Source organism: Aquamicrobium aerolatum DSM 21857, from assembly GCF_900113935.1.
Classification (GTDB): Bacteria; Pseudomonadota; Alphaproteobacteria; order Rhizobiales; family Rhizobiaceae; genus Aerobium; species Aerobium aerolatum.
In genome coordinates, this window is the sequence record NZ_FORF01000011.1 from 126,844 (window position 1) to 147,859 (window position 21,016).

Sequence of the window (21,016 nt, forward strand, 5' to 3'; positions counted from 1 at the left end):
CGCGTCAGAACGCCTTGAAGGTCAGCGTCGTCAACGACCGCATGATGCCGGGAACGTTGGCGACGTTGTCATTGATGAATTTGCCGATGTCGACATCGTCCTCGATGTAGATCTTCATCAGGAGGTCGTAATCGCCGCTGGTAGAGTAGAGCTCCGATGCGACCTCGCGCTTGAACAGTTCGTCTGCGACGTCATAGGTCCGGCCTGGCGAAACCTGCAGCTGCACGAAAACGGCTCTCATGATGTGTGCTCCGAAAATGGGGTTGCGCCTGTATAGGGGCTCTCGAGGCTGGTGTCTTGGCCCTAGCCTGTCAACAATGTTTGCGTCAGGGCGTGGGTGGGGTCGATCAGGCCGTCGAGGATGTTGAAATGGTGGCGGTCGGGTTGTTCGACGATCAGCGTCGTTGCACCCAGTCCGGTCCAGATATTGGCGAGAAGGGCGTTCTGGCGGACGAACTCCGAGCGTTCGGCGGCACCGACCCAGCAGGCGATGCGCGCGCCTTGCTTCGGTTCCAGCAAGACGGGGCTTTCGTTGTTTGCTTCCTCTGCGTCGATGCCGAGCACGGCATAGATCGTGGTGGCCATAAGGGGGCGCAGATCGTGCAGGCCGGAGACGGAGACGACGTTGAGGATGCGCGCACTGGTCGAAGGGCTGAGCGGCGAGGTGGTGCAGATCATCCGCGACACCAGATGGCCGCCGGCGGAATGGCCGATGAGGCGGATCGGGCCGTCGATCTCAGCCGCGGCAGCGTCGATGGCCGCACCGATTTCTTTGACGATGCCGCCGATGCGGATGTCGGGGCACAGCGTATAGGATGGGATCGCGACGGCATGGCCCTGTGCCACCGCGCCGGCAGCCAGATGCGACCAGTAGCTCTTGTCGAGCGCCATCCAGAAGCCGCCATGGACGAACACTACCAGCCCTTTTGGCGTGCCTTCGGGCAGGAAAAGATCGAAGCGGTTGCGGGGCTGGTCGCCATAGACAAGGTCGAGCCGGGCGCGGTTTTGCGCCTGCATCGCGGCGCGGAACGTGGCGGCCGGCTCCACCCAGGCGGCGGGCCAGCGGTCGCCATGCGGGATATTGATGCCGTTGGAATAGGCGTCGTTCCAGTCTGCGATGCGGTGATAGATCATGATTTCCGGCTCCCCCGATGACGGCGTTTTGTCGCGCGACGGGAGCATTCTGTCCAGTCCGGAAAAATACTTCAACCTTGAAAGTTTATGCTTGAAGGATGGGGCGATTGGTGCAATCCTCGATCAAATAACAAGAACGGGGAATGCGACGGATGAAAGTTGCTGTGCTCGGCGGCGGTCCCGCTGGCTTGTATTTCGCCATCTCGATGAAGCTGCGTGATGCGGCGCATGAGGTGGTGGTGTTCGAGCGCAACAAGCCGGACGATACGTTCGGTTGGGGCGTCGTTCTGTCCGACGAAACCCTCGACAATCTGGCCGAAAACGACGCCAAGAGCGCGGCGGCGATCCGCGAGCATTTTGCCTATTGGGACGACATTGCCGTCATACACAAGGGCGTGCGCACTTTGTCGACCGGGCATGGCTTCTGCGGCATTGGCCGGATGCGGCTGCTGGTGCTGCTGCAGGAGCGGGCGCGTGAACTCGGCGTTGATCTGCGCTTCCAGACCGAGGTGGACGACACCGAAAAGCTGATGGCGGAGTACGATCTGGTGATCGCCGCGGATGGCCTCAACTCGCGCACCCGCAGCAAGTTTGCCGAACATTTCCACCCCGATGTCGACACGCGCAAGTGCAAGTTCGTCTGGCTCGGCACCAAGCAGAAATTCGACGGCGCATTCACCTTCATTTTCGAGAAGACCGAGCATGGCTGGGTCTGGGCACACGCCTACCAATTCGATCCGGAGACCGCGACCTTCATCGTCGAATGCACGCAGGAGACGTGGGAAAAGTTCGGCTTTGGCGAGATGAGCCAGCAGGAATCGATCGCCGTATGCGAACGGATCTTCAAGGATCATCTCGACGGTCACGCGCTGATGACCAATGCCAACCATATTCGCGGCTCGGCCTGGATCAACTTCCCGCGCGTGCTGTGCGAGCGCTGGTCCTACAAGAACCTGGCGCTGATGGGCGATGCGGCGGCGACGGCGCATTTCTCCATCGGCTCCGGCACCAAGCTGGCGCTGGAATCGGCGATTGCGATGGCCGATTATCTCCATTCGGAGCCGACGCTGGAGGCGGCGTTCACGAAATATGAGGACGCGCGGCGGCTCGAAGTCCTGCGGCTGCAATCGGCGGCGCGCAACTCGATGGAGTGGTTCGAGGAAGTCGAACGCTATCTCGATCTCGACCCGGTGCAGTTCAACTATTCGCTTCTGACCCGCTCGCAGCGCATCAGCCACGAAAATCTGCGGCTGCGCGATGCGCAATGGCTCGGCGGGGCGGAGGAATGGTTCCAGTCGCAGGCAGGCGCGAACGGCAAGGCCAGCCGCGCGCCGATGTTTGCGCCCTATAAATTGCGCGAGATGGAGCTGAAGAACCGCGTCGTCGTCTCGCCGATGGCGCAATATAAGGCGGTCGACGGCACCCCGACCGACTGGCATTTCGTCCATTATGCCGAGCGCGCCAAGGGCGGTGCAGGCATGGTCACGGTCGAGATGACCTGCGTGTCGCCGGAAGGGCGGATCACGCCGGGCTGCCCCGGCTTCTACAAGCCGGAACACGAGGTGGCGTGGAAGCGGATCGTCGATTTCGTTCATGCCGAGACGGACGCCAAGATCTGTGCGCAGATCGGCCATGCCGGCGCGAAGGGCTCGACGCAGGTCGGCTGGGAAGAGGGCGACGCGCCGCTGAAACAGGACAATTGGCCGTTGCTGTCAGCGTCCGAAACGCCGTGGTCGCCGCAGAACCAGACGCCGAAGGCGATGACGCGCGCCGACATGGATAGGGTGCGTGACCAGTTTGTCAGCGCTACCGAAATGGCGCAGCGTTGTGGCTTCGACATGATCGAACTGCACATGGCGCATGGCTATCTCTTGTCGTCGTTCATCTCGCCGGTGACCAATCTGCGCACCGACGACTATGGCGGCTCGCTGGAAAACCGGATGCGCTATCCGCTGGAAGTGTTCCACGCGGTGCGCGCCGTGTGGCCCAAGGAAAAACCGATCTCGGTGCGTATCTCGGCCAATGACTGGGTTGGCGACGAGGGCGTCACGCCGCAGGAGGCGGTCGAGATCGCGCGCATCTTGCAGGCGGCGGGCGTCGATATTTGCGACGTGTCGGCGGGGCAGACCTCGATCCGCGCCAAGCCGGTCTATGGCCGCATGTTCCAGACGCCGTTCTCCGACCGTATCCGCAACGAGACCGGGATGGCGACGATGGCGGTTGGCAATATCTACGAGCCGGACCATGTCAATTCGATCCTGATGGCAGGGCGGGCTGATCTCGTCTGCCTGGCGCGGCCGCATCTGGCCGATCCGTACTGGACGTTGCATGCAGCCGCACAACTTGGCGACAAGGGCGTGACCTGGCCGAGCCCTTACTGGCCCGGTCGCGACCAGCTTTACCGCCTCGCCGAGCGCGGGCCGGAACAAATGACAGGAAAGGTGTGATGGCGTTGAATTTCAGGCATGCGCTGGTGACCGGCGGCGGCAGTGGCATCGGAAAGGCCATTGCCGAAGCCTTGGCACAGGCGGGTGTCACCGTGACGATCTGCGGCAGGCGCGTCGAAGCGCTCAACGCAGTGGCCGAAGGCAACCCGAATATTCATGTGCAGGTGGCTGACGTCACTGACGAGGATTCTGTCACGCAGCTTTATGAGCGCGCGCAGGCCGCGCGCGGCCCGTTCGATATTGTCATTGCCAACGCCGGCATGGCGGTCAGCGCACCGGCGGGCAAGACCAGCCTCGATTTGTGGCAGCAGACCATGAACGTCAATCTGACGGGCGCGTTTCTCAGCGTCCGTCCGGCTGTGGACACGATGCGAAAAGCCGGAGGGGGCCGCATCGTGTTCATCGCTTCCATCGCGGGGCTGAAAGGCGCACCTTACATCTCGGCCTATGTGGCGTCGAAACATGGCGTCGTTGGTCTGACCCGCGCGCTCGCCGCCGAGCTGGCGCATACCGAGATAACGGTGAATGCGATCTGCCCCGGCTATGTCGAAACGCCGATGCTGGAGCGCACGGTCGCCAATATCGTCGCCAAGACCGGCCGCGACGAAGACAGCGCGCGCGCTGCGGTCACCAAGGACAACCCGCAAGGACGCATCATCACCCCGCAGGAAGTCGCCGACACTGTGCTGTGGCTGTGTGGTGACGGCGCGCGTTCGGTGACCGGGCAGGCGATTGCGATGGCGGGAGGCGAGGCGTGATGGATGCGATGACGCCGCCGCTCGTGGCCCATAAGGATCGGTTGCGGCTGTGGATCCGGCTGCTGCGCGCCGCGCGCGTGGTCGAAGGCGAATTGCGCGAGCGGCTGAAGACGCAGTTCGAGATGACGCTGCCGCGTTTCGACGTGATGTCGGCTTTGTATCGCGAGCGCGATGGCATGCTGATGAGCGACCTGTCGCGGTTTCTGCTGGTGTCGAACGGCAATGTCACCGGCATCGTCGACCGGCTGGTGTCGGACGGATTTGTGGTGCGCTCCAATCGCGAGGGCGACAGGCGCACGTCGATCGTCCGGCTGACGGAAGCCGGGGAAATCCGCTTTGCCGAAATGGCAAGCGCACATGAAAACTGGATCGAGGAACTGCTCAAGGACATCAGCGAAGAGGACGCACGGCGTCTGTCGTCGATGTTGAAGGCGTTCCGCAGCAATTGGGAGGCAGAACATTGACCAAGATGGCCGGGCTGAAGCCGAAGCATTTTCTGTGGCGGGTCGAGGGCCGGGTCGGCATCGTCCAGCTTGACCGTCCCGAGCGCAAGAACCCGCTGACCTTCGAGTCCTATGCCGAGTTGCGCGATACGTTCCGCGACCTCGTCTATGCCGACGATATCGACATCATCGTGTTCCTGCCCAATGGCGGCAATTTTTGCTCCGGCGGCGATGTGCATGACATTATCGGCCCGCTGGTCGGCATGGACATGAAGGAATTGCTGGCGTTTACCCGCATGACCGGCGATCTGGTCAAGGCGATGCTGAATTGCGGCAAGCCGATCATCTCGGCGGTCGATGGGGTCGCGGTCGGCGCGGGCGCGATCATCACCATGGCGTCCGACATTCGTCTGGCAACGCCCGAAGCCAAGACCGGTTTCCTGTTTACCCGCGTCGGGCTGGCCGGCTGCGACATGGGCGCATGCGCGATGCTGCCGCGCATCATCGGGCAGGGCCGTGCGGCGGAACTGCTCTATACCGGCCGCACCATGAGTGCGCAGGAAGGCGAACGCTGGGGCTATTATAACCGCCTCGTCGACGCCGCAGAGCTGGAAGCCGAAGCGCTCAAGCTGGCGCAGCAGCTGGCAGCAGGGCCGACTTTCGCCCATGGCATCACCAAGACGCAGATCAACCAGGAATGGTCGATGAGCCTGGAACAGGCGATCGAGGCCGAGGCGCAGGCGCAGGCGATCTGCATGCAGACCAAGGATTTCGAGCGCGCCTATCGTGCGTTCGTCGCCAAGGAACGTCCGGTGTTTGAGGGGAATTGACGATGGCGAACGCCTTTTTTCCCTCCCCCTTGAGGGGAGGGTGCCGAGCGAAGCGAGGTGGGTGGGGTCGGTCGATGCCGCGCGCTGCCGCCATGACCCCGCCCGTCCAATCGCTTTTGGCGATTGTCCACCCTCCCCTCAAGGGGGAGGGATACCATGACTGACCGCTCCTTCCTCAACTGGCCTTTCTTCGAGCAGCGCCATCGCGACCATGCCGAACGGCTGGAAGCGTGGTGTCAGGAGAACCTGCCGGTCGATCACAGCGACATCGACGCCGCCTGCCGCAAGCTGGTGGCGATGCTGGGCGAGGCCGGGTTCCTGAAACCCACGGCGGTCGACCCCGCCGATCCGCAGCCGCTCGACGTGCGCATGTTGTGCATCACGCGCGAGACGCTAGCGCGCCATGACGGGCTCGCCGATTTCGCCTTTGCCATGCAGGGACTTGGCACCGGCGCGATCAGCCTGTTCGGCACGCCGGAACAACAGAAATGGCTCGACAAGACCCGCGCCGGTAAAGCGCTGTCGGCGTTTGCCCTGTCAGAGCCAAGGTCAGGGTCCGACGTCGCCAACATGGAAATGACGGCGACGCGCGATGGCGACGACTACGTGCTGTCAGGCGAGAAAACCTGGATTTCCAACGGCGGCATCGCCGATGTCTATTGCGTGTTTGCCCGGACCGGGGAAGCGCCGGGTGCCAGGGGCATCTCGGCCTTTATCGTGCCGGCGGATTCGCCCGGTCTCATCATTGCCGAGCGCATCGACGTGGTTGCCCCGCACCCGCTCGCACGCCTTTCTTTTAACGACGTTCGTGTCCCGGCTTCGGCGCTGATCGGCAAGGCCGGCGACGGCTTCAAGCTGGCCATGTCGGTGCTTGACGTGTTCCGCTCGACAGTGGGCGCGGCCGCGCTTGGCTTTGCCCGTCGCGCACTGGATGAAAGCGTTTCGCGCGTGCGCGAGCGCGAATTGTTCGGCGCGCCTTTGTTCGATCTGCAGATGGTGCAGGGCCATATTGCCGACATGGCGCTCGACGTCGACGCCGCCGCGCTGCTGATCTACCGCGCCGCCTGGACCAAGGATGAAGGGGCGCCCCGCGTGACCCGCGAAGCGGCGATGGCAAAACTCTATGCAACCGACCGGGCCCAGAAGGTCATCGACAAGGCGGTGCAGCTGCATGGCGGCGATGGTGTGCGCAGGGGTCACATCATCGAAAGCCTTTATCGGGAAATCCGCGCATTGCGCATCTACGAGGGCGCGTCAGACGTCCAGAAGGTGGTGATTGCGCGGCAAACAATGGGAGGATGAGCCCATGCTGGGGCCATCAGCGCACGTCGACAGTTTTACACGCGACAACCTGCCGCCATTCGACCAATGGCCGGACATCAATCTTGATGGCTTCCAATATCCGGAGCACCTGAACTGCGCCGTCGAGCTGACGGACCGGCTGGTGGAAAAGGGATTGGGCGACCACACCGCGCTGATCGGCAATGGCCGCCGGCGCACCTATAAGGAACTGTCCGACTGGACCAACCGGCTCGCCCATGCGCTGGTCGAGGATTACGGGGTCAAGCCGGGCAACCGGGTGCTGATCCGCTCGGCCAACAACCCGGCGATGGTGGCGTGCTGGCTGGCCGCGACCAAAGCCGGCGCGGTCGTGGTCAACACCATGCCGATGCTGCGGGCGGGCGAACTCGCCAAGGTCGTCGACAAGGCGGAAATCCAGCTCGCGCTCTGCGACACGCGTCTGATGGACGAATTGGTTGCTTGCGCCAAGGACAGCCGTTTCCTCAAGCAGGTCGTCGGCTTTGACGGCACCGCCAATCACGATGCCGAGCTTGACCGGGTGGCGCTCGACAAGGCGGTGACCTTCGACGCAGTGAAGACCGGGCGCGACGATGTCTGCCTGCTCGGCTTTACGTCCGGCACCACCGGCGTTCCCAAGGCGACGATGCATTTTCACCGCGACGTGCTGATCATTGCCGACGCCTATGCCAAGGAAGTGCTGGGGGTGACACCAGACGACGTGTTCGTTGGCTCGCCGCCACTTGCCTTCACCTTCGGGCTGGGTGGCCTGGCGGTTTTCCCACTGCGCTTCGGCGCGGCCGCGACGCTGCTCGAAAGCGCCACGCCGCCGAATATGATCGAGATCATCGAGAAATATAAGGCAACGATCTGTTTCACCGCGCCGACCGCCTATCGCGCCATGCTGAAGGCGCTGGACGAAGGCGCGGATTTGTCATCGCTGCGCGTTGCCGTCTCAGCGGGCGAGACGCTGCCCGCGCCGGTGTTTGAGGAATGGGTCGCCAAGACCGGCAAGCCGATCCTCGACGGTATCGGCGCGACCGAGATGCTGCATATCTTCATCTCCAACCATTTCGACGATATGCAGGCTGCTTCGACCGGGCGTCCGTTGCGCGGCTATGAAGCGCGGATCGTCGATGACGAGATGAATGAGAAGCCGCGCGGCGAGGTCGGCAAGCTTGCGGTGCGCGGACCGGTCGGCTGCCGCTACATGGCCGATGATCGCCAGATGCAATATGTGCGCGACGGCTGGAACCTGACCGGCGATGCCTTCTGGCAGGACGAGGAGGGGCGGTTCCATTTTGCTGCCCGTTCCGACGACATGATCGTGTCTGCAGGCTACAATATTGCCGGGCCGGAAGTGGAAGCGGCGCTCCTGTCACATGAATCGGTGCTGGAATGCGCCGTGATCGGTGCGCCGGATGTCGAGCGCGGCCAGATCGTCGAGGCATTCGTGGTGCTGGTCGATGGCGCCAAGGCTGATGACGCCACGGTGCTCCTGTTGCAGAACCATGTGAAAGCGACGATTGCACCGTTCAAATATCCACGCTCGGTGAAGTTCGTGACCGCCCTGCCACGGACACAGACGGGCAAGATCCAGCGCTTTCGCCTGCGTGAGGAAGACGCGTCATGACCATCGCCGAAAACCCGGAGACGCATGGCGCGGAAACCGATTTCCGCCAACGCATGTCATATGCCGACTATCTGCATCTGGAAAAGATCCTCGATGCGCAGGAGACATTGTCGTCGTCGCCCGATGAACTGCTGTTCATCATCCAGCACCAGACGTCCGAATTGTGGATGAAGCTGGCGATCCACGAACTGGGCGCGGCGATCTCTGCGATCCAGCGCGACGATCTGCGCCCGGCCTTCAAGATGCTGACGCGCGTGTCACGCATCTTCGAGCAGTTGAACAGCGCCTGGGACGTGCTGCGCACGATGACGCCGAGCGAATATACCCGTTTTCGCGACGATCTGGCCCAGTCTTCGGGGTTCCAGTCGTGGCAGTATCGCGCCATCGAGTTCCTCGCCGGCAACCGCAATCTGGCAATGATGAAGCCGCATGAGCACCGACCTGAACTGGTGGCGCGGCTCGAGGCGATCCTTGCGCAGCGCAGCCTCTACGACGAGACGCTGGCGCTTCTGGCGCGCAACGGTTTCGACATTGGCGAAGATGCAAGCCGGGGCGACTGGCGCACCACGCGCGCACCCAATGACGCGGTGCTCGCCGCCTGGCAGACGGTCTATCGCGAACCTGAAAAGCATTGGGCGCTTTATGAACTGGCGGAAAAGCTGGTCGATTTCGAGGACTATTTCCGGCGCTGGCGTTTCAACCATGTCACGACGGTTGAGCGCATCATCGGCCTGAAGCGGGGCACCGGCGGAACGGCTGGGGTGTCCTATCTGCGGCGGATGCTGGAGGTCGAGCTGTTCCCCGAACTGTGGAAGGTGCGCACGGAACTGTGAATTTCTGGTCGTCCTTTGCAGAGGGGAGGCGACCCAAGAACAAAAACACTGCAACAGTCTGGTATTGAACCAAAAACCTGTTCATCGTGAAACGGCCCATAAGGGTCCAGTTTAATGGGAGTTGAGGAATGAAGAGATTGATAGCTGCCAGCCTTGCCGCGCTCGCTCTGGGCGTGTCGGCTGTGTCGGCCGAGCCAGTGAAGGTCGGCCTGATTACAACGCTTTCAGGCGGCGGTGCCGGTCTCGGCGTCGACGCGCGTGACGGCCTGATGCTGGCGCTGAAGAACGCCGGCGATGCAGCCAAGGACATCACGGTGGTGACCGAAGACGACGGTCAGAAGCCGGAACTTGCCGTGCAGATCGCCGACAAGATGATCCAGTCGGATCAGGTCGACATTCTCACCGGCATCATCTGGTCGAACCTTGCCATGGCTGTCGTGCCAAGCGCCGTTGCGCAGGGCAAGTTCTACCTGTCGGTCAACGCCGGACCTTCGCCGCTGGCTGGCCCGCAGTGCAACGAGAATTATTTCAACGTTGCCTACCAGAACGACAATTTCCATGAAGCGATGGGCCAGTACGCCAACGAGACGTACAAGAACACCATCATCATGGCGCCAAACTATCCCGCCGGCACCGACTCGCTCACCGGCTTCAAGCGCTACTACAAGAACACGCTTGCCGGCGAGATCTACACCCAGGTTGGCCAGACCGACTACGCCGCCGAAATCGCACAGATCCGCGCATCGGGCGCAGATTCGCTGTTCATCTTCCTGCCAGGCGGCATGGGCATTGCGTTCATGAAGCAGTACGCGCAGTCAGGCGTCGACATCCCGGTGATCGGACCTGGCTTCTCGTTCAGCCAGGACGTTTTGCCGGCTATCGGCGATGGCGCAATCGGCGTGAAGAACTCGGCTTCCTGGGCCAAGGATCTCGACAACGCCGCTTCCAAGAAGTTCGTCGAGACCTTCCAGGCCGAATATGGCCGTCTGCCTTCGATCTATGCCGCACAGGCCTATGACACCGGCAGCCTGATCGTCTCCGCTGCCAACAAGGCCAGCGTCAAGGACGCGGCTGCGTTCCGCGCGGCGCTCAAGGCCGCCGATTTCGAGTCGGTGCGCGGCAAGTTCTCCTTCAACACCAACAACCACCCGATTCAGGACATCTATGTCCGTGAGGTGGTGAAGGAAGGCGACGTGCTGACCAACAAGATCATCGCCACGGCGTTTACCGACCATGGCGATGCCTATGCCGAGCAGTGCTCGCTAAAGTAGGTCTCGCATGAACGCTTCCGCCTCTCCTTCGGGGAGGGGCGGAAGACATGTCACTGTCATTGACCGTCGCGGCGCGCACCAGCGGGCGCGCGCCCGATGATTCTCGCAACGCCGGAAGCTTGAGTTCGCCTCGTGCAAATAGCGCTCTTCATCGAACAGATCCTCAACGGGCTGCAGCTCGGCGTGATGCTGTTTCTCATGGCCGCAGGGCTGACGCTGATCTTCGGCGTCATGGGGCTGATCAACCTCGCCCATGGCTCGCTCTACATGGTCGGCGCGTTCGCCTGCGCGGCCGTGGCGGCGGCAACCGGTTCGTTCTGGCTCGGGCTCGCGGCAAGCCTTGCGGCAGCTGCGGCGGCGGGCGCGATTATGGAAGTGCTGGTCATTCGCCGGCTCTATGACCGTGACCATCTCGATCAGGTGCTGGCGACCTTTGCGCTGATCCTCGTCTTTTCCGAAGCGACGCGCTGGCTGTTCGGCTCGTTTCCGCTCTATCTCGACATTCCGCCGCTGTTGCAGGGCACGGTGCCGCTGCCGGGCGGGTCGCGCTACCAGCTCTATCGCCTCGCCATCATCGGTGTCGGCATCGCGGTCGCCGTCGGCATGTATCTGCTCATCACCAAGACGCGGCTTGGCATGCGCATTCGCGCCGGCCAGTCGGACCGCGACATGATCGGCGCGCTGGGGGTGGACATTCGCCTGCTTTATACGGTCGTGTTCGCGTTCGGCGCGGCGCTGGCCGGATTTGCCGGGGCGCTAGTGGGCGCGTTGCAATCGGTGCAGGTTGGCATGGGCGAGCCGGTGCTGATCCTTGCTTTCGTTGTCATCGTCATCGGCGGCATCGGCTCGATCAAGGGCGCGCTTGTCGGCGCTATTCTGGTCGGCGTCACCGACACGCTGGGGCGTTTCCTGCTGCCGCAATTGTTCGGGCTGATGATGCCGCCGTCGCAGGCGGGGCTGGTCGGCGGCGCGCTTGCCTCGATGCTGATCTACATCGTCATGGCCGTCATTCTCGCCGTGCGTCCGCAGGGCCTGTTCCCGGCGATGAAGGGGTGAGGCGATGACGATCTCCCGTGAAACCATCATCAACATCGTGCTGGCGCTGCTGCTGCTGGCAATCCCCTATGCCGCGATCCAGTTCGGCAATCCGTTTTACGTGACGCTGGCGACGCGGATGGCGATCCTCGGCCTTGCCGCTGTCGGTCTCAACATCGCGCTCGGCTTTGGCGGCCTCGTCTCGTTCGGCCATGCCGCGTTCTTCGGTATCGGCGGCTATGTTGCCGGAATCCTTGCCAGCCACTCTCTCTCCGGCGCGCCGCTGAATTTCGGTGTGTTCAGCGTGCCGGGCACCAATCAGATGCCGGTGATCTGGCTGGTGGCGTTGGTGGCGGGCGGCTTGCTGGCTGCGGCGATCGGCGCAATCAGCCTGCGCACCTCCGGCGTCTATTTCATCATGATCACGCTCGCCTTCGCGCAGATGACCTATTATTTCGCGATTTCCTGGCCTGCCTATGGCGGCGAGGATGGGCTGTCGATCCTGGTGCGCAATCAGTTTCCCGGCGTCAACACGATGGTGCCGCTCAACTATTTTCTCGTCTGCTATGGCGTGTTGATGGTGGGGCTGCTTGTGTCGGCACTGATCCGCGATTCGCGCTTTGGTGCGGCCTTGCAGGCGGCGCGGCAAAACGAAGTGCGGGTTGCCTCGGTCGGGATCACGCCGTTCCGCATCCGTCTCGTTGCCTTCGTGATCTCGGGCATGATCACGGCGCTGGCCGGGGCGCTTTATGCCGACCTCAACCGCTTCGTCAGCCCCTCGATGCTGTCCTGGCACATGTCGGGCGAATTCATCGTGCTGATTATTCTCGGTGGCGTCGGTCGTCTCTATGGCCCGGTGGCCGGGGCGATGTTGTTCGTGATGTTCGAGTTCCTGCTCGGCGGCATGACAGAACGCTGGCAGTTCTTCCTCGGCTTGATCCTCCTGGGCGTGGTGCTGTTTGCACGCGGTGGCCTGATCGGCCTGATTGCAGGGAAGCCGCGTCATGGCTGAAACGATTCTCGAACTTCGTAATCTGTGCAAGAGCTTCGGCGCGCTGAAGGCGACCGACGATGTCAGCCTCGATCTGCGGGTGGGTGAAATCCACGCGTTGATCGGCCCGAACGGGGCCGGCAAGTCGACCCTGATCCACCAGATCGCCGGAACATTGACGCCCGATACCGGCACGATCGAGTTTCTTGGCCGGCCGATCAGCCAGCTTGGCGTTGCCGAGCGGGCGCGGTTGGGGCTGGGGCGCTCGTTCCAGGTGTCGTCGCTGGCGTCGGAATTTTCCGCGCTGCGCAATGTCATGCTGGCGGTGCAGTCGCGGCAGGGGTCGAGCTTCCGCTTCTTCAAGCCGGTGATGCGCGACCGTTCGCTGGTCGAGCCGGCAATGGCGGCGCTGGCGCGGGTCGGGCTGAAGGACCGCGCTGACATTCCGGCAGCGGAACTGTCGCATGGCGAACGCCGCCAGCTTGAAATCGCCATTGCGCTGGCGCTGGGCTCGCGCGCATTCCTGCTCGACGAGCCGATGGCGGGAATGGGGCCGGAAGGCTCGCGCCAGTTCACCGGCTTTCTCGACGCGCTGCGCCAGGAAGCGCCGATCCTGCTGGTCGAGCACGACATGGATGCGGTGTTTGCGCTGGCCGACCGGATTTCGGTGCTGGTCTATGGCCGCATCATTGCGTCGGGCACGGTGGAGGAAATCCGCCACAACCCCGAAGTGCGCCGCGCCTATCTGGGAGATCCGCAATGAGCCTGCTGCAGATAAGGGGGCTTGAGACCTTTTACGGTGCCAGCCAGGCGCTGTTCGGCGTCGATCTCGACATCGCCGAGGGCGAGGTCGTGGCGCTGATGGGGCGCAATGGCATGGGCAAGACCACCACCATCGGCTCGGTGATGGCGCTGACGCCGGCGCGCAAGGGTGAGATCCGCTTTGCTGGAAAGACGATCCAGACACTCAAGCCGCATGTGATTGCGCGGCTCGGTCTGGGGCTGGTGCCGGAAGGGCGGCGCTGCTTTCCCAATCTGACCGTATTCGAAAATCTGGTCGCCGCGGCCCGGCCCGGTCGCTGGACGCTGGCGGAAATACACCGGCTGTTTCCGCGCCTTGAAGAACGGCGCGATCAGCTGGCGCGCTCGCTGTCGGGCGGCGAGCAGCAGATGCTGGCGATCGGCCGCGCCTTGATGACAAATCCCAGCCTGCTCATCCTTGATGAAGCAACCGAAGGGCTGGCCCCGGTGATCCGCCACGATATCTGGGCGGTAATCCGGACCTTGAAGCAGGAAGGCCAGTCGATCCTGATCGTCGACAAGACGCTGGCCGAACTCTTGCCCTGTGCCGACCGGTGTTTCGTGCTCGAAAAAGGCACCACCGTGTGGACAGGCAACCCGACCGACCTGACTCCCGAATTGCAGGATCGTTTTCTCGGCGTCTGACGCCGTCCGTCAAGGCGGGCCATGCGCCGCCAGTGAAGAGGATCTATCCCATGAGCGAACAAAGAACCCCGCACGAAGTGCTGCACCCGGCGAACTGGAAGAAGGCGTCCGGCTATGCCAACGGCATGCTGGCGCAAGGCCGCACCGTCTGGGTTGGCGGCCAGATCGGCTGGAATGGCGATCAGGTGTTTGAAACCAGCGACTTTGGCGAACAGACGCGCCAGGCGCTGGCGAATATCGTCGCGGTGCTGCACGAAGCGGGCGGACGCCCCGAGCACATCGTGCGCCTGACCTGGTATGTCACCGACAAGCAGGAATATCTCGCCAGCCTCAAGGGCATTGGCGATGCCTATCGTTCGGTGCTGGGACGTCACTTCCCGGCGATGACCATGGTGCAGGTGGCCGATCTGATCGAGGACGAAGCCAAGGTCGAGATCGAAGCCACCGCCGTTATCCCGGACTAAGGTCAGTCCGGATCGACCACCCGGTCGACCAGGCCTTCCAGCGCGGTGATCATCATCGCGATGTCCTGTGGCCGCGACAGACGGTGATCGCCATCGCGAATGAGCGACACGGTGACATCGTCTGCCGGCAGGTGCTCGACCAGCTTCAGCGCATGCTGGTAGGGCACATCCGGATCTTCCATCCCGTGCATGATGTAGACCGGGCAGTGCGTGTCGATCAGCCCGGTCATCACCCGGTTCTGCTCCCCATCTTCAAACAGCGCGCGCGTGTAGATGTTGGGTTCGGGCGAATATTCGGAGTGCTCTTCCAGAAAGCCGCGCTCCATCAATTCGGCGCGTTGTTCCGGCGTCAGCACGGGTTCCATCAGTTCGGCGGTGAAGTCGGGTGCGGGGGCCAGCAGCAGCAGGCCGGCGACATGGTCGCCTTCGCCCGCCTTGTGCAGTTCCTGGATCATGCGCAGCGCAATCCAGCCGCCCATCGATGAGCCGACGAGAATTTGCGGCCCGACGGTGCGCTGGCGCAGCACCGCAAGGCTTTGCGCCAGCCACAGCGAGATCGTCCCGTCGCGAAATTCTCCGCCGGACTCGCCATGGCCGGAATAGTCGTGGCGGGTGAAGGCCTGGCCGGTTTCTTCGGCCCATGTGTCGAGCGCAACGGCCTTGGTGCCGCCCATGTCGGAACGGTAACCGCCGAGCCACATCACACCCGGCGTTGCTCCATTGCGATGGCGCACAGCGATGCGATCGTCTGCAACGTTCAGATATTCAAGTTCCCCGGCATTCATGGACAGTCCTTCCGATCATCCCTACATAGTGAATGGTGTGCATTTTTGCTGCGGTGCAGCGGTTAATGAAACCGAACTGCCACATTGCAGGAGTTTGTCGCGTTCCGCGTGATTTCTTCAGCGTCCTGTGCTATTGACGGTCGCGGCGAGCGCGCGCAGATCTGTGTGCGACCCACACTATAACCAATCGATATCAACGATTCGAGGAGTTTACGACCATTCGCAGACCATTCAAAGCTACGGCGCCCGTAAAGGAAGGCCCGCGCTCAAATCTGGAGATTCGAGTCCCCAAGGTTCAGCTCATCGACGCAGAGGGCACGAATCGCGGCATCGTCTCGATCAATGACGCGCTGCTTTTGGCGGAAGAAGCCGGAATGGACCTTGTGGAGATCGTTCCGCATGCGGAACCGCCCGTCTGCAAGATCACCGATCTTGGCAAGATGAAATATCAGAGCCAGAAGAAAGCAGCCGAAGCGCGCAAGCGTCAGAAGACCATCGAGATCAAGGAGATCAAGATGCGTCCGAACATCGACGACCACGACTATGAAACCAAGATGAAGGCCGCGCGCCGGTTCTTCGACGATGGTGACAAGGTAAAGGTGACTTTGCGATTCCGTGGCCGCGAAATGGCGCATATGGAACTCGGCATGAAGTTGCTCAACCGGGTGCGCGAAGAGACAACCGAGATTGCCAAGGTGGAAGCCGAGCCGAAGCTCGAAGGCCGCCAGATGATGATGGTGCTCGCGCCACGCGCGTGAGCGTCGAAACCAGCATAGCTGTTGCGCTTTGACGGAGTCCCCGTTATACAGCGCGCGTTAAAGAGCCGCCCGGCAGGGCATGCCGGGGCGGTTTCTTATGCTTTTCGGGCTTTGGTCGGCCCGAGGCAGACATTGCCTTCTCGCGAAGGCGCATAGAAAGGATAAGCAAAATGCCCAAGATGAAGACCAAGTCATCCGCCAAGAAGCGGTTCAAGATTACCGGTACAGGCAAGGTGAAAGCCGCTGCTGCCGGCAAGCGCCACGGCATGATCAAGCGCTCCAACAAGTTCATTCGCGATGCTCGCGGCACCATGGTTCTCGCAGAGCCAGATGCCCGGAAAGTCGTCAAGAATTACCTGCCTAACGGCGGCGGCATCTAAGCCGGTTGGAACCTGAGTTTTAAGGAGATCATGACATGGCACGCGTAAAGAGAGGCGTTACCGCCCACGCAAAGCACAAGAAGGTTCTGAGCGCAGCTAAGGGCTTCTACGGCCGCCGCAAGAACACCATCCGCATCGCCAAGCAGGCAGTCGAGAAGTCGCTGCAATATGCTTATCGCGATCGCAAGAATCGCAAGCGCAATTTCCGTGCGCTCTGGATCCAGCGTATCAACGCCGCTGTGCGCGAGCACGGCCTGACCTACGCTCGCTTCATCGATGGTCTGAACAAGGCGAACATCGAGATCGACCGCAAGGTTCTGTCCGATATGGCGATCCATGAGCCGCAGGCATTTGCTGTTCTGGTCGAAAAGTCGAAGGCTGCTCTCGAGTACCTGAAGGACACGACCCCGAACGCATTTGAGAGCGCTGTCGCCTAAGCCAGCGCTTCCCAAGCTTCGACATCTGATTTGGGAAACCCGCGCTGGCAGGCTGGCGCGGGTTTTTCTTTGATCCCTGGCAACGTCTGTGAAGTGAATCCGATATGAGCGAACAAAACGCGCAACTGGCTGCACTGGAAGCCACCCTGCTTTCCGACATTGCCGCGGCAGGTGACGAGGCCGCCATCGAGGCGGTACGGGTCGCTGCCCTTGGCAAGAAGGGCTCGATCTCCGAAAAGCTGAAGACGCTGGGCGCGATGAGTGCCGAAGAGCGCCAGGTGATGGGCCCGGCGATCAATGGCCTGCGCGACCGTGTCGGCACCGCGCTTGCCGCCCGCAAGAGCGATCTGCGCGACGCCGCCATCGAGGCGCGCCTGGTGTCGGAAAAGCTCGACGTGACGCTGCCGGTGCGCCAGAGCCCGGCTGAACGCGGCCGTATCCATCCGATCAGCCAGGTGATCGACGAGATCACCGCGATTTTCGGCGATCTCGGCTTTGCCATCGCCGAAGGCCCGGATGTCGAGACCGACCATTACAATTTCACCGCGCTGAATTTTCCGGAAGGCCATCCAGCGCGCGAGATGCACGACACGTTCTTCTTCGAGCCGAACGAGGCAGGCGAGCGCAAATTGTTGCGCACCCACACCTCGCCGGTGCAGATCCGTACGATGGAGGCACAGCAGCCGCCGATCCGCATTGTTATTCCCGGCAAGACCTATCGGCAGGATTCCGACGCCACCCATTCGCCGATGTTCCATCAGGTTGAGGGACTGGTGATCGACAAGAGCGCCAATGTCGCCAACATGAAGTGGGTGCTGGAAGAGTTCTGCAAGGCGTTTTTCGAAGTCGACAGCGTGAAGATGCGGTTCCGCCCGTCATTCTTCCCGTTCACTGAGCCGTCGATGGAAGTCGACATCCAGTGCGACCGTTCGCGGCCGGGCGAGGTGCGCTTTGGCGAGGGCAATGACTGGCTTGAGATTCTGGGTTGCGGGATGGTGCATCCCAACGTGCTGCGCCATGGCGGGCTCGATCCGGAAATCTATCAGGGCTTTGCCTGGGGCATGGGGATCGACCGGATCGCGATGCTGAAATATGGCATGCCGGATCTGCGCGCCTTCTTCGACGCCGATGTACGCTGGCTGCAGCATTACGGCTTCCGTCCGCTCGACCTGCCAACCCTGTTCGGGGGGCTGAGCCAGTGAGTGACGCGCCGCATGGTGGCGCCTGCCGCTGCGGGCTGATCTCGGCGGAGATGCGTGCGCAGCCGATGCTGCGCCTCTACTGCCACTGCCGCGACTGCCGCAAGCAGACCGGCGCGCCGATGATGGCGTTCGTCGTGTTCAACGACAGTGACGTTACCTGGTTTGGCACGCCGAAGACATTTCGCTCCGGCGGCGTCGAACGGTCGTTCTGCGAGCATTGCGGCAGCCAGATCGGCTACCGCGACGACCAATTGCCCGGCGAGATCTATCTGGCGCTCGGTTTCATGGATGAACCGGAACGCTACCCGCCGTCCTTCCACGCCTTCGACAAACGAAGGCTGCCCTTTATTCACCTTGCCGACGAGTTGCCACGCCACGACGGCTTCTCCACCCAGCGCTAGAGCGAGCGGACCGAGACATGAAATTCACTCTTTCCTGGCTTAAGGATCATTTGGACACCGATGCGTCGCTCGACGAGATCGTCGAGAAGCTGACGATGATCGGTCTTGAAGTCGAAAGCGTCGACGACAAGGCGGTGCTGAAGCCGTTCGTGATCGCCAAGGTGCTGAGCGCAGAGCAGCATCCCGATGCCGACCGGCTGCGGGTGCTGTCGGTCGACACCGGCACGGGCGATCCGGTGCAGGTTGTGTGCGGTGCGCCCAACGCCCGTGCTGGCCTGATCGGCGCTTTCGCCGCGCCCGGCACCTATGTCCCCGGCATCGACGTGACCTTGTCGATCGGCAAGATTCGTGGTGTCGAAAGCCACGGCATGATGTGCTCGGAGCGCGAGCTGGAGCTGTCGGACGAGCACAATGGCATCATCGAATTGCCCGAAGACGCGCCGGTGGGCGTCAGCTATGCGACATGGGCCAAGCTTGATGACGCGGTGATCGAGATCAACCTGACGCCGAACCGCCCGGACGCCACCAGCGTTCACGGTATTGCGCGCGATCTGGCAGCAGCCGGGCTCGGCACGCTGAAGAACGATGCGGTCGCGCCGGTCAAGGGTGAGGGCGCGTGCCCGATCAAGGTGACGATCGAGGCACCCGATCTGTGCCCCGGTTTTGCGGTGCGGCTGGTCAAGGGCGTCAAGAACGGCCCGTCGCCGAAATGGATGCAGCAGCGTCTGATCGCCATCGGCCTGCGCCCGATCAATGCGCTGGTCGACATCACCAACTATCTGACCTTCGACCGTGGCCGCCCGCTGCACGTCTATGACGCCAAGAAGGTGGTCGGCGACATCGTCGTGCGCCGTGCCCATGACGGTGAGACTCTGGTGGCGCTCGACGGGCGCACTTACACGCTGAATTCGCAGATGTGCACCATCGCCGATGCGGAAGGTGCTGATTCCATCGCTGGCGTGATGGGTGGCGAGCATACCGGCAGCGATGAGGACACCACCGACGTGCTGATCGAATCGGCGCTGTGGGAGCCGCTCAACGTCGCGCGCACCGGGCGTGCGCTCGGCATCATCACGGATGCGCGCTATCGTTTCGAGCGTGGCGTCGACCCCGAATTCATGGTTCCGGGGCTGGATCTGGCAACGCAGATGGTGCTCGATCTGTGCGGCGGCACGCCGGGTGAGGCGCAGGTGGTTGGCTATGCCGGTCATCAGCCCAAGGTGGTGACGTTCCCGTTTGCGGAAGTGAAGCGCCTGACCGGCATTGAGGTGTCAGCCGATGAAAGCCGTGCGATCCTGACACGTCTCGGCTTCACGCCGAAGGGTGACGGCGAAGTCATCGAGGTGACGGTGCCGTCATGGCGTCCGGACGTCGATGGCAAGGCCGACATTGTCGAAGAAGTGATGCGTATTCATGGCGTCGACAACATCGCGCCGCAGCCGCTGACCTCGCACGACGCCGTCAATGGCCGCATCCTGACCCAGTTGCAGATCCGCACCCGCAATGCGCGCCGTGCGCTGGCCGTGCGCGGCATGATGGAGGCTGTCACCTGGTCGTTCATTCCGGCCAAGCACGCCGAATTGTTCGGCGGTGGCGCGACAGCGCTGAAACTGTCGAACCCGATTGCCGCCGACATGTCCGACATGCGCCCATCGCTGTTGCCGGGGCTGATTTCGGCGGCGCAACGCAATGCCGACCGCGGCTTTGCCGATGTGGCGCTGTTCGAAGTGTCGGGCACCTATGAAGGCGACACGCCGGATAAGCAGCGCCGCGTTGCTGGCGGCGTGCGTCGTGGCACGGCGAAGCTTGACGGGCAGGGCCGCCACTGGGCCGGCAATGCGGCTTCAGTGAATGTCTACGACGTCAAGGCCGATGCGCTGGCCGCGCTTGAGGCTGCCGGTGCGCCGGTCGAGCGCCTGCAGATCGAGGCCGGCGGGCCGGCCTGGTATCATCCGGGCCGCTCGGGCACGATCAAGCTCGGGCCGAAAGTCGTGCTCGGCACGTTCGGCGAGTTCCATCCGAAGACGCTGGAAGCGCTCGACGTGTCGGGCCCGCTGTGCGGCTTTGAAGTGTTCATCGACGCGATCCCGGAAGCCAAGGCCAAGCCGACGCGCACCAAGCCGAAGCTGGAACTGTCGCCATTCCAGGCGGTGCGCCGCGACTTCGCCTTCGTCGTCGACAAGGCGGTCGAGGTTGCATCGCTGACCCGCGCTGCCGGGTCGGTCGACAAGAAGCTGATCACCGATGTGCGCGTGTTCGACATCTTCGAAGGCGCTTCTGTTGGCGCGGACAAGAAGTCGGTCGCCATCGAAGTGGCGATCCAGCCGTTGGAACGCACGCTGACTGACGAGGATTTCGAGACCCTGGCCAGGAAGATTGTCGACAACGTCGCGAAGCAGACCGGCGGTGTGTTGCGCGGTTGAGTTCAGCACTTTGCGATTTGAGGAAGGGCGTCGCCGAAGCGGCGCC

Annotated in this window: 22 protein-coding genes; 19 read left to right on the plus strand and 3 right to left on the minus strand. The window is 62.5% G+C overall.

Annotation, left to right across the window (positions count from 1 at the left end; translation table 11 throughout):
• Nucleotides 1-4: 4 nt before the first annotated feature.
• Nucleotides 5-241 (minus strand): Lrp/AsnC ligand binding domain-containing protein, encoded by a 237-nt coding sequence (locus tag BMZ42_RS10880; RefSeq protein ID WP_091522121.1) that lies wholly within the window; start codon nucleotides 239-241, stop codon nucleotides 5-7.
• Between the two features lie 62 nt (nucleotides 242-303).
• Complete coding sequence (locus tag BMZ42_RS10885) at nucleotides 304-1,134, minus strand: alpha/beta hydrolase (RefSeq protein ID WP_091522215.1); 831 nt, start codon at nucleotides 1,132-1,134, stop codon at nucleotides 304-306.
• A gap of 152 nt (nucleotides 1,135-1,286) precedes the next feature.
• On the opposite strand from BMZ42_RS10885, the gene BMZ42_RS10890 reads away from it, so the two are divergent.
• The 13 genes from BMZ42_RS10890 to BMZ42_RS10950 all read left to right on the plus strand — a co-directional run bounded on the left by BMZ42_RS10890 (nucleotide 1,287) and on the right by BMZ42_RS10950 (nucleotide 14,584).
• Nucleotides 1,287-3,581, plus strand: coding sequence for a bifunctional salicylyl-CoA 5-hydroxylase/oxidoreductase (locus tag BMZ42_RS10890; RefSeq protein WP_091522123.1), 2,295 nt, complete (start codon nucleotides 1,287-1,289; stop codon nucleotides 3,579-3,581).
• Entirely contained in the window at nucleotides 3,581-4,339 is a 759-nt protein-coding gene (locus tag BMZ42_RS10895) for an SDR family NAD(P)-dependent oxidoreductase (protein WP_091522126.1), read from the plus strand. Before BMZ42_RS10890 ends, BMZ42_RS10895 begins: the two co-directional genes overlap by 1 nt.
• Nucleotides 4,339-4,803, plus strand: coding sequence for a MarR family winged helix-turn-helix transcriptional regulator (locus tag BMZ42_RS10900; protein ID WP_091522128.1), 465 nt, complete (start codon nucleotides 4,339-4,341; stop codon nucleotides 4,801-4,803). Before BMZ42_RS10895 ends, BMZ42_RS10900 begins: the two co-directional genes overlap by 1 nt.
• Nucleotides 4,800-5,612, plus strand: coding sequence for an enoyl-CoA hydratase family protein (locus BMZ42_RS10905; protein ID WP_091522130.1), 813 nt, complete (start codon nucleotides 4,800-4,802; stop codon nucleotides 5,610-5,612). Before BMZ42_RS10900 ends, BMZ42_RS10905 begins: the two co-directional genes overlap by 4 nt.
• A gap of 156 nt (nucleotides 5,613-5,768) precedes the next feature.
• The gene (locus tag BMZ42_RS10910; protein ID WP_091522132.1) at nucleotides 5,769-6,914 is read left to right on the plus strand and encodes an acyl-CoA dehydrogenase family protein; all 1,146 of its coding nucleotides are present in this window, start codon (nucleotides 5,769-5,771) and stop codon (nucleotides 6,912-6,914) included.
• A gap of 4 nt (nucleotides 6,915-6,918) precedes the next feature.
• Nucleotides 6,919-8,544: an AMP-binding protein gene (locus tag BMZ42_RS10915; RefSeq protein ID WP_091522134.1), complete on the plus strand. Its 1,626-nt coding sequence runs from the start codon at nucleotides 6,919-6,921 to the stop codon at nucleotides 8,542-8,544.
• Nucleotides 8,541-9,377 carry a tryptophan 2,3-dioxygenase gene (gene kynA / locus BMZ42_RS10920; RefSeq protein WP_091522136.1) on the plus strand — a complete coding sequence of 279 codons (837 nt, stop codon included), beginning with the start codon at nucleotides 8,541-8,543 and terminating at the stop codon, nucleotides 9,375-9,377. The genes BMZ42_RS10915 and kynA overlap by 4 nt, the downstream gene beginning before the upstream one ends.
• 128 nt (nucleotides 9,378-9,505) lie before the next feature.
• Complete coding sequence (locus BMZ42_RS10925; RefSeq protein WP_091522139.1) at nucleotides 9,506-10,648, plus strand: ABC transporter substrate-binding protein; 1,143 nt, start codon at nucleotides 9,506-9,508, stop codon at nucleotides 10,646-10,648.
• Between the two features lie 132 nt (nucleotides 10,649-10,780).
• Nucleotides 10,781-11,704: a branched-chain amino acid ABC transporter permease gene (locus tag BMZ42_RS10930; protein ID WP_091522141.1), complete on the plus strand. Its 924-nt coding sequence runs from the start codon at nucleotides 10,781-10,783 to the stop codon at nucleotides 11,702-11,704.
• 10 nt (nucleotides 11,705-11,714) lie between these two features.
• On the plus strand, nucleotides 11,715-12,695 hold the full coding sequence (locus BMZ42_RS10935) for a branched-chain amino acid ABC transporter permease (protein ID WP_091522218.1): 981 nt from the start codon (nucleotides 11,715-11,717) through the stop codon (nucleotides 12,693-12,695).
• A complete protein-coding gene (locus BMZ42_RS10940) occupies nucleotides 12,688-13,437 on the plus strand; it encodes an ABC transporter ATP-binding protein (RefSeq protein WP_091522144.1) in 750 nt (249 codons plus the stop codon). Before BMZ42_RS10935 ends, BMZ42_RS10940 begins: the two co-directional genes overlap by 8 nt.
• Nucleotides 13,434-14,120, plus strand: a complete 687-nt coding sequence (locus BMZ42_RS10945; protein ID WP_091522147.1) for an ABC transporter ATP-binding protein — start codon at nucleotides 13,434-13,436, stop codon at nucleotides 14,118-14,120. The genes BMZ42_RS10940 and BMZ42_RS10945 overlap by 4 nt, the downstream gene beginning before the upstream one ends.
• A gap of 50 nt (nucleotides 14,121-14,170) precedes the next feature.
• Nucleotides 14,171-14,584: a RidA family protein gene (locus BMZ42_RS10950; protein ID WP_091522150.1), complete on the plus strand. Its 414-nt coding sequence runs from the start codon at nucleotides 14,171-14,173 to the stop codon at nucleotides 14,582-14,584.
• 2 nt (nucleotides 14,585-14,586) lie between these two features.
• Here the strand turns inward: BMZ42_RS10950 and BMZ42_RS10955 are convergent, their stop codons facing one another.
• The gene (locus BMZ42_RS10955; RefSeq protein WP_420492460.1) at nucleotides 14,587-15,369 is read right to left on the minus strand and encodes an alpha/beta hydrolase; all 783 of its coding nucleotides are present in this window, start codon (nucleotides 15,367-15,369) and stop codon (nucleotides 14,587-14,589) included.
• Nucleotides 15,370-15,587: 218 nt separating this feature from the next.
• Here BMZ42_RS10955 and infC point away from each other — a divergent pair, with 218 nt between their 5' ends.
• From infC to pheT, 6 genes are all read left to right on the plus strand, one after another.
• Nucleotides 15,588-16,127 carry a translation initiation factor IF-3 gene (gene infC, locus BMZ42_RS10960; protein ID WP_091522156.1) on the plus strand — a complete coding sequence of 180 codons (540 nt, stop codon included), beginning with the start codon at nucleotides 15,588-15,590 and terminating at the stop codon, nucleotides 16,125-16,127.
• Nucleotides 16,128-16,297: 170 nt separating this feature from the next.
• A complete protein-coding gene (gene rpmI, locus BMZ42_RS10965; protein WP_091522158.1) occupies nucleotides 16,298-16,507 on the plus strand; it encodes a 50S ribosomal protein L35 in 210 nt (69 codons plus the stop codon).
• Nucleotides 16,508-16,542: 35 nt separating this feature from the next.
• On the plus strand, nucleotides 16,543-16,944 hold the full coding sequence (rplT, locus tag BMZ42_RS10970) for a 50S ribosomal protein L20 (protein ID WP_091522161.1): 402 nt from the start codon (nucleotides 16,543-16,545) through the stop codon (nucleotides 16,942-16,944).
• A 104-nt stretch (nucleotides 16,945-17,048) separates the two neighbouring features.
• On the plus strand, nucleotides 17,049-18,146 hold the full coding sequence (pheS, locus tag BMZ42_RS10975; protein WP_091522163.1) for a phenylalanine--tRNA ligase subunit alpha: 1,098 nt from the start codon (nucleotides 17,049-17,051) through the stop codon (nucleotides 18,144-18,146).
• Nucleotides 18,143-18,547 carry a GFA family protein gene (locus BMZ42_RS10980; RefSeq protein ID WP_244523232.1) on the plus strand — a complete coding sequence of 135 codons (405 nt, stop codon included), beginning with the start codon at nucleotides 18,143-18,145 and terminating at the stop codon, nucleotides 18,545-18,547. The genes pheS and BMZ42_RS10980 overlap by 4 nt, the downstream gene beginning before the upstream one ends.
• Before the next feature lie 17 nt (nucleotides 18,548-18,564).
• A complete protein-coding gene (gene pheT, locus BMZ42_RS10985) occupies nucleotides 18,565-20,970 on the plus strand; it encodes a phenylalanine--tRNA ligase subunit beta (protein WP_091522165.1) in 2,406 nt (801 codons plus the stop codon).
• The last annotated feature ends 46 nt before the right edge of the window (nucleotides 20,971-21,016 follow it).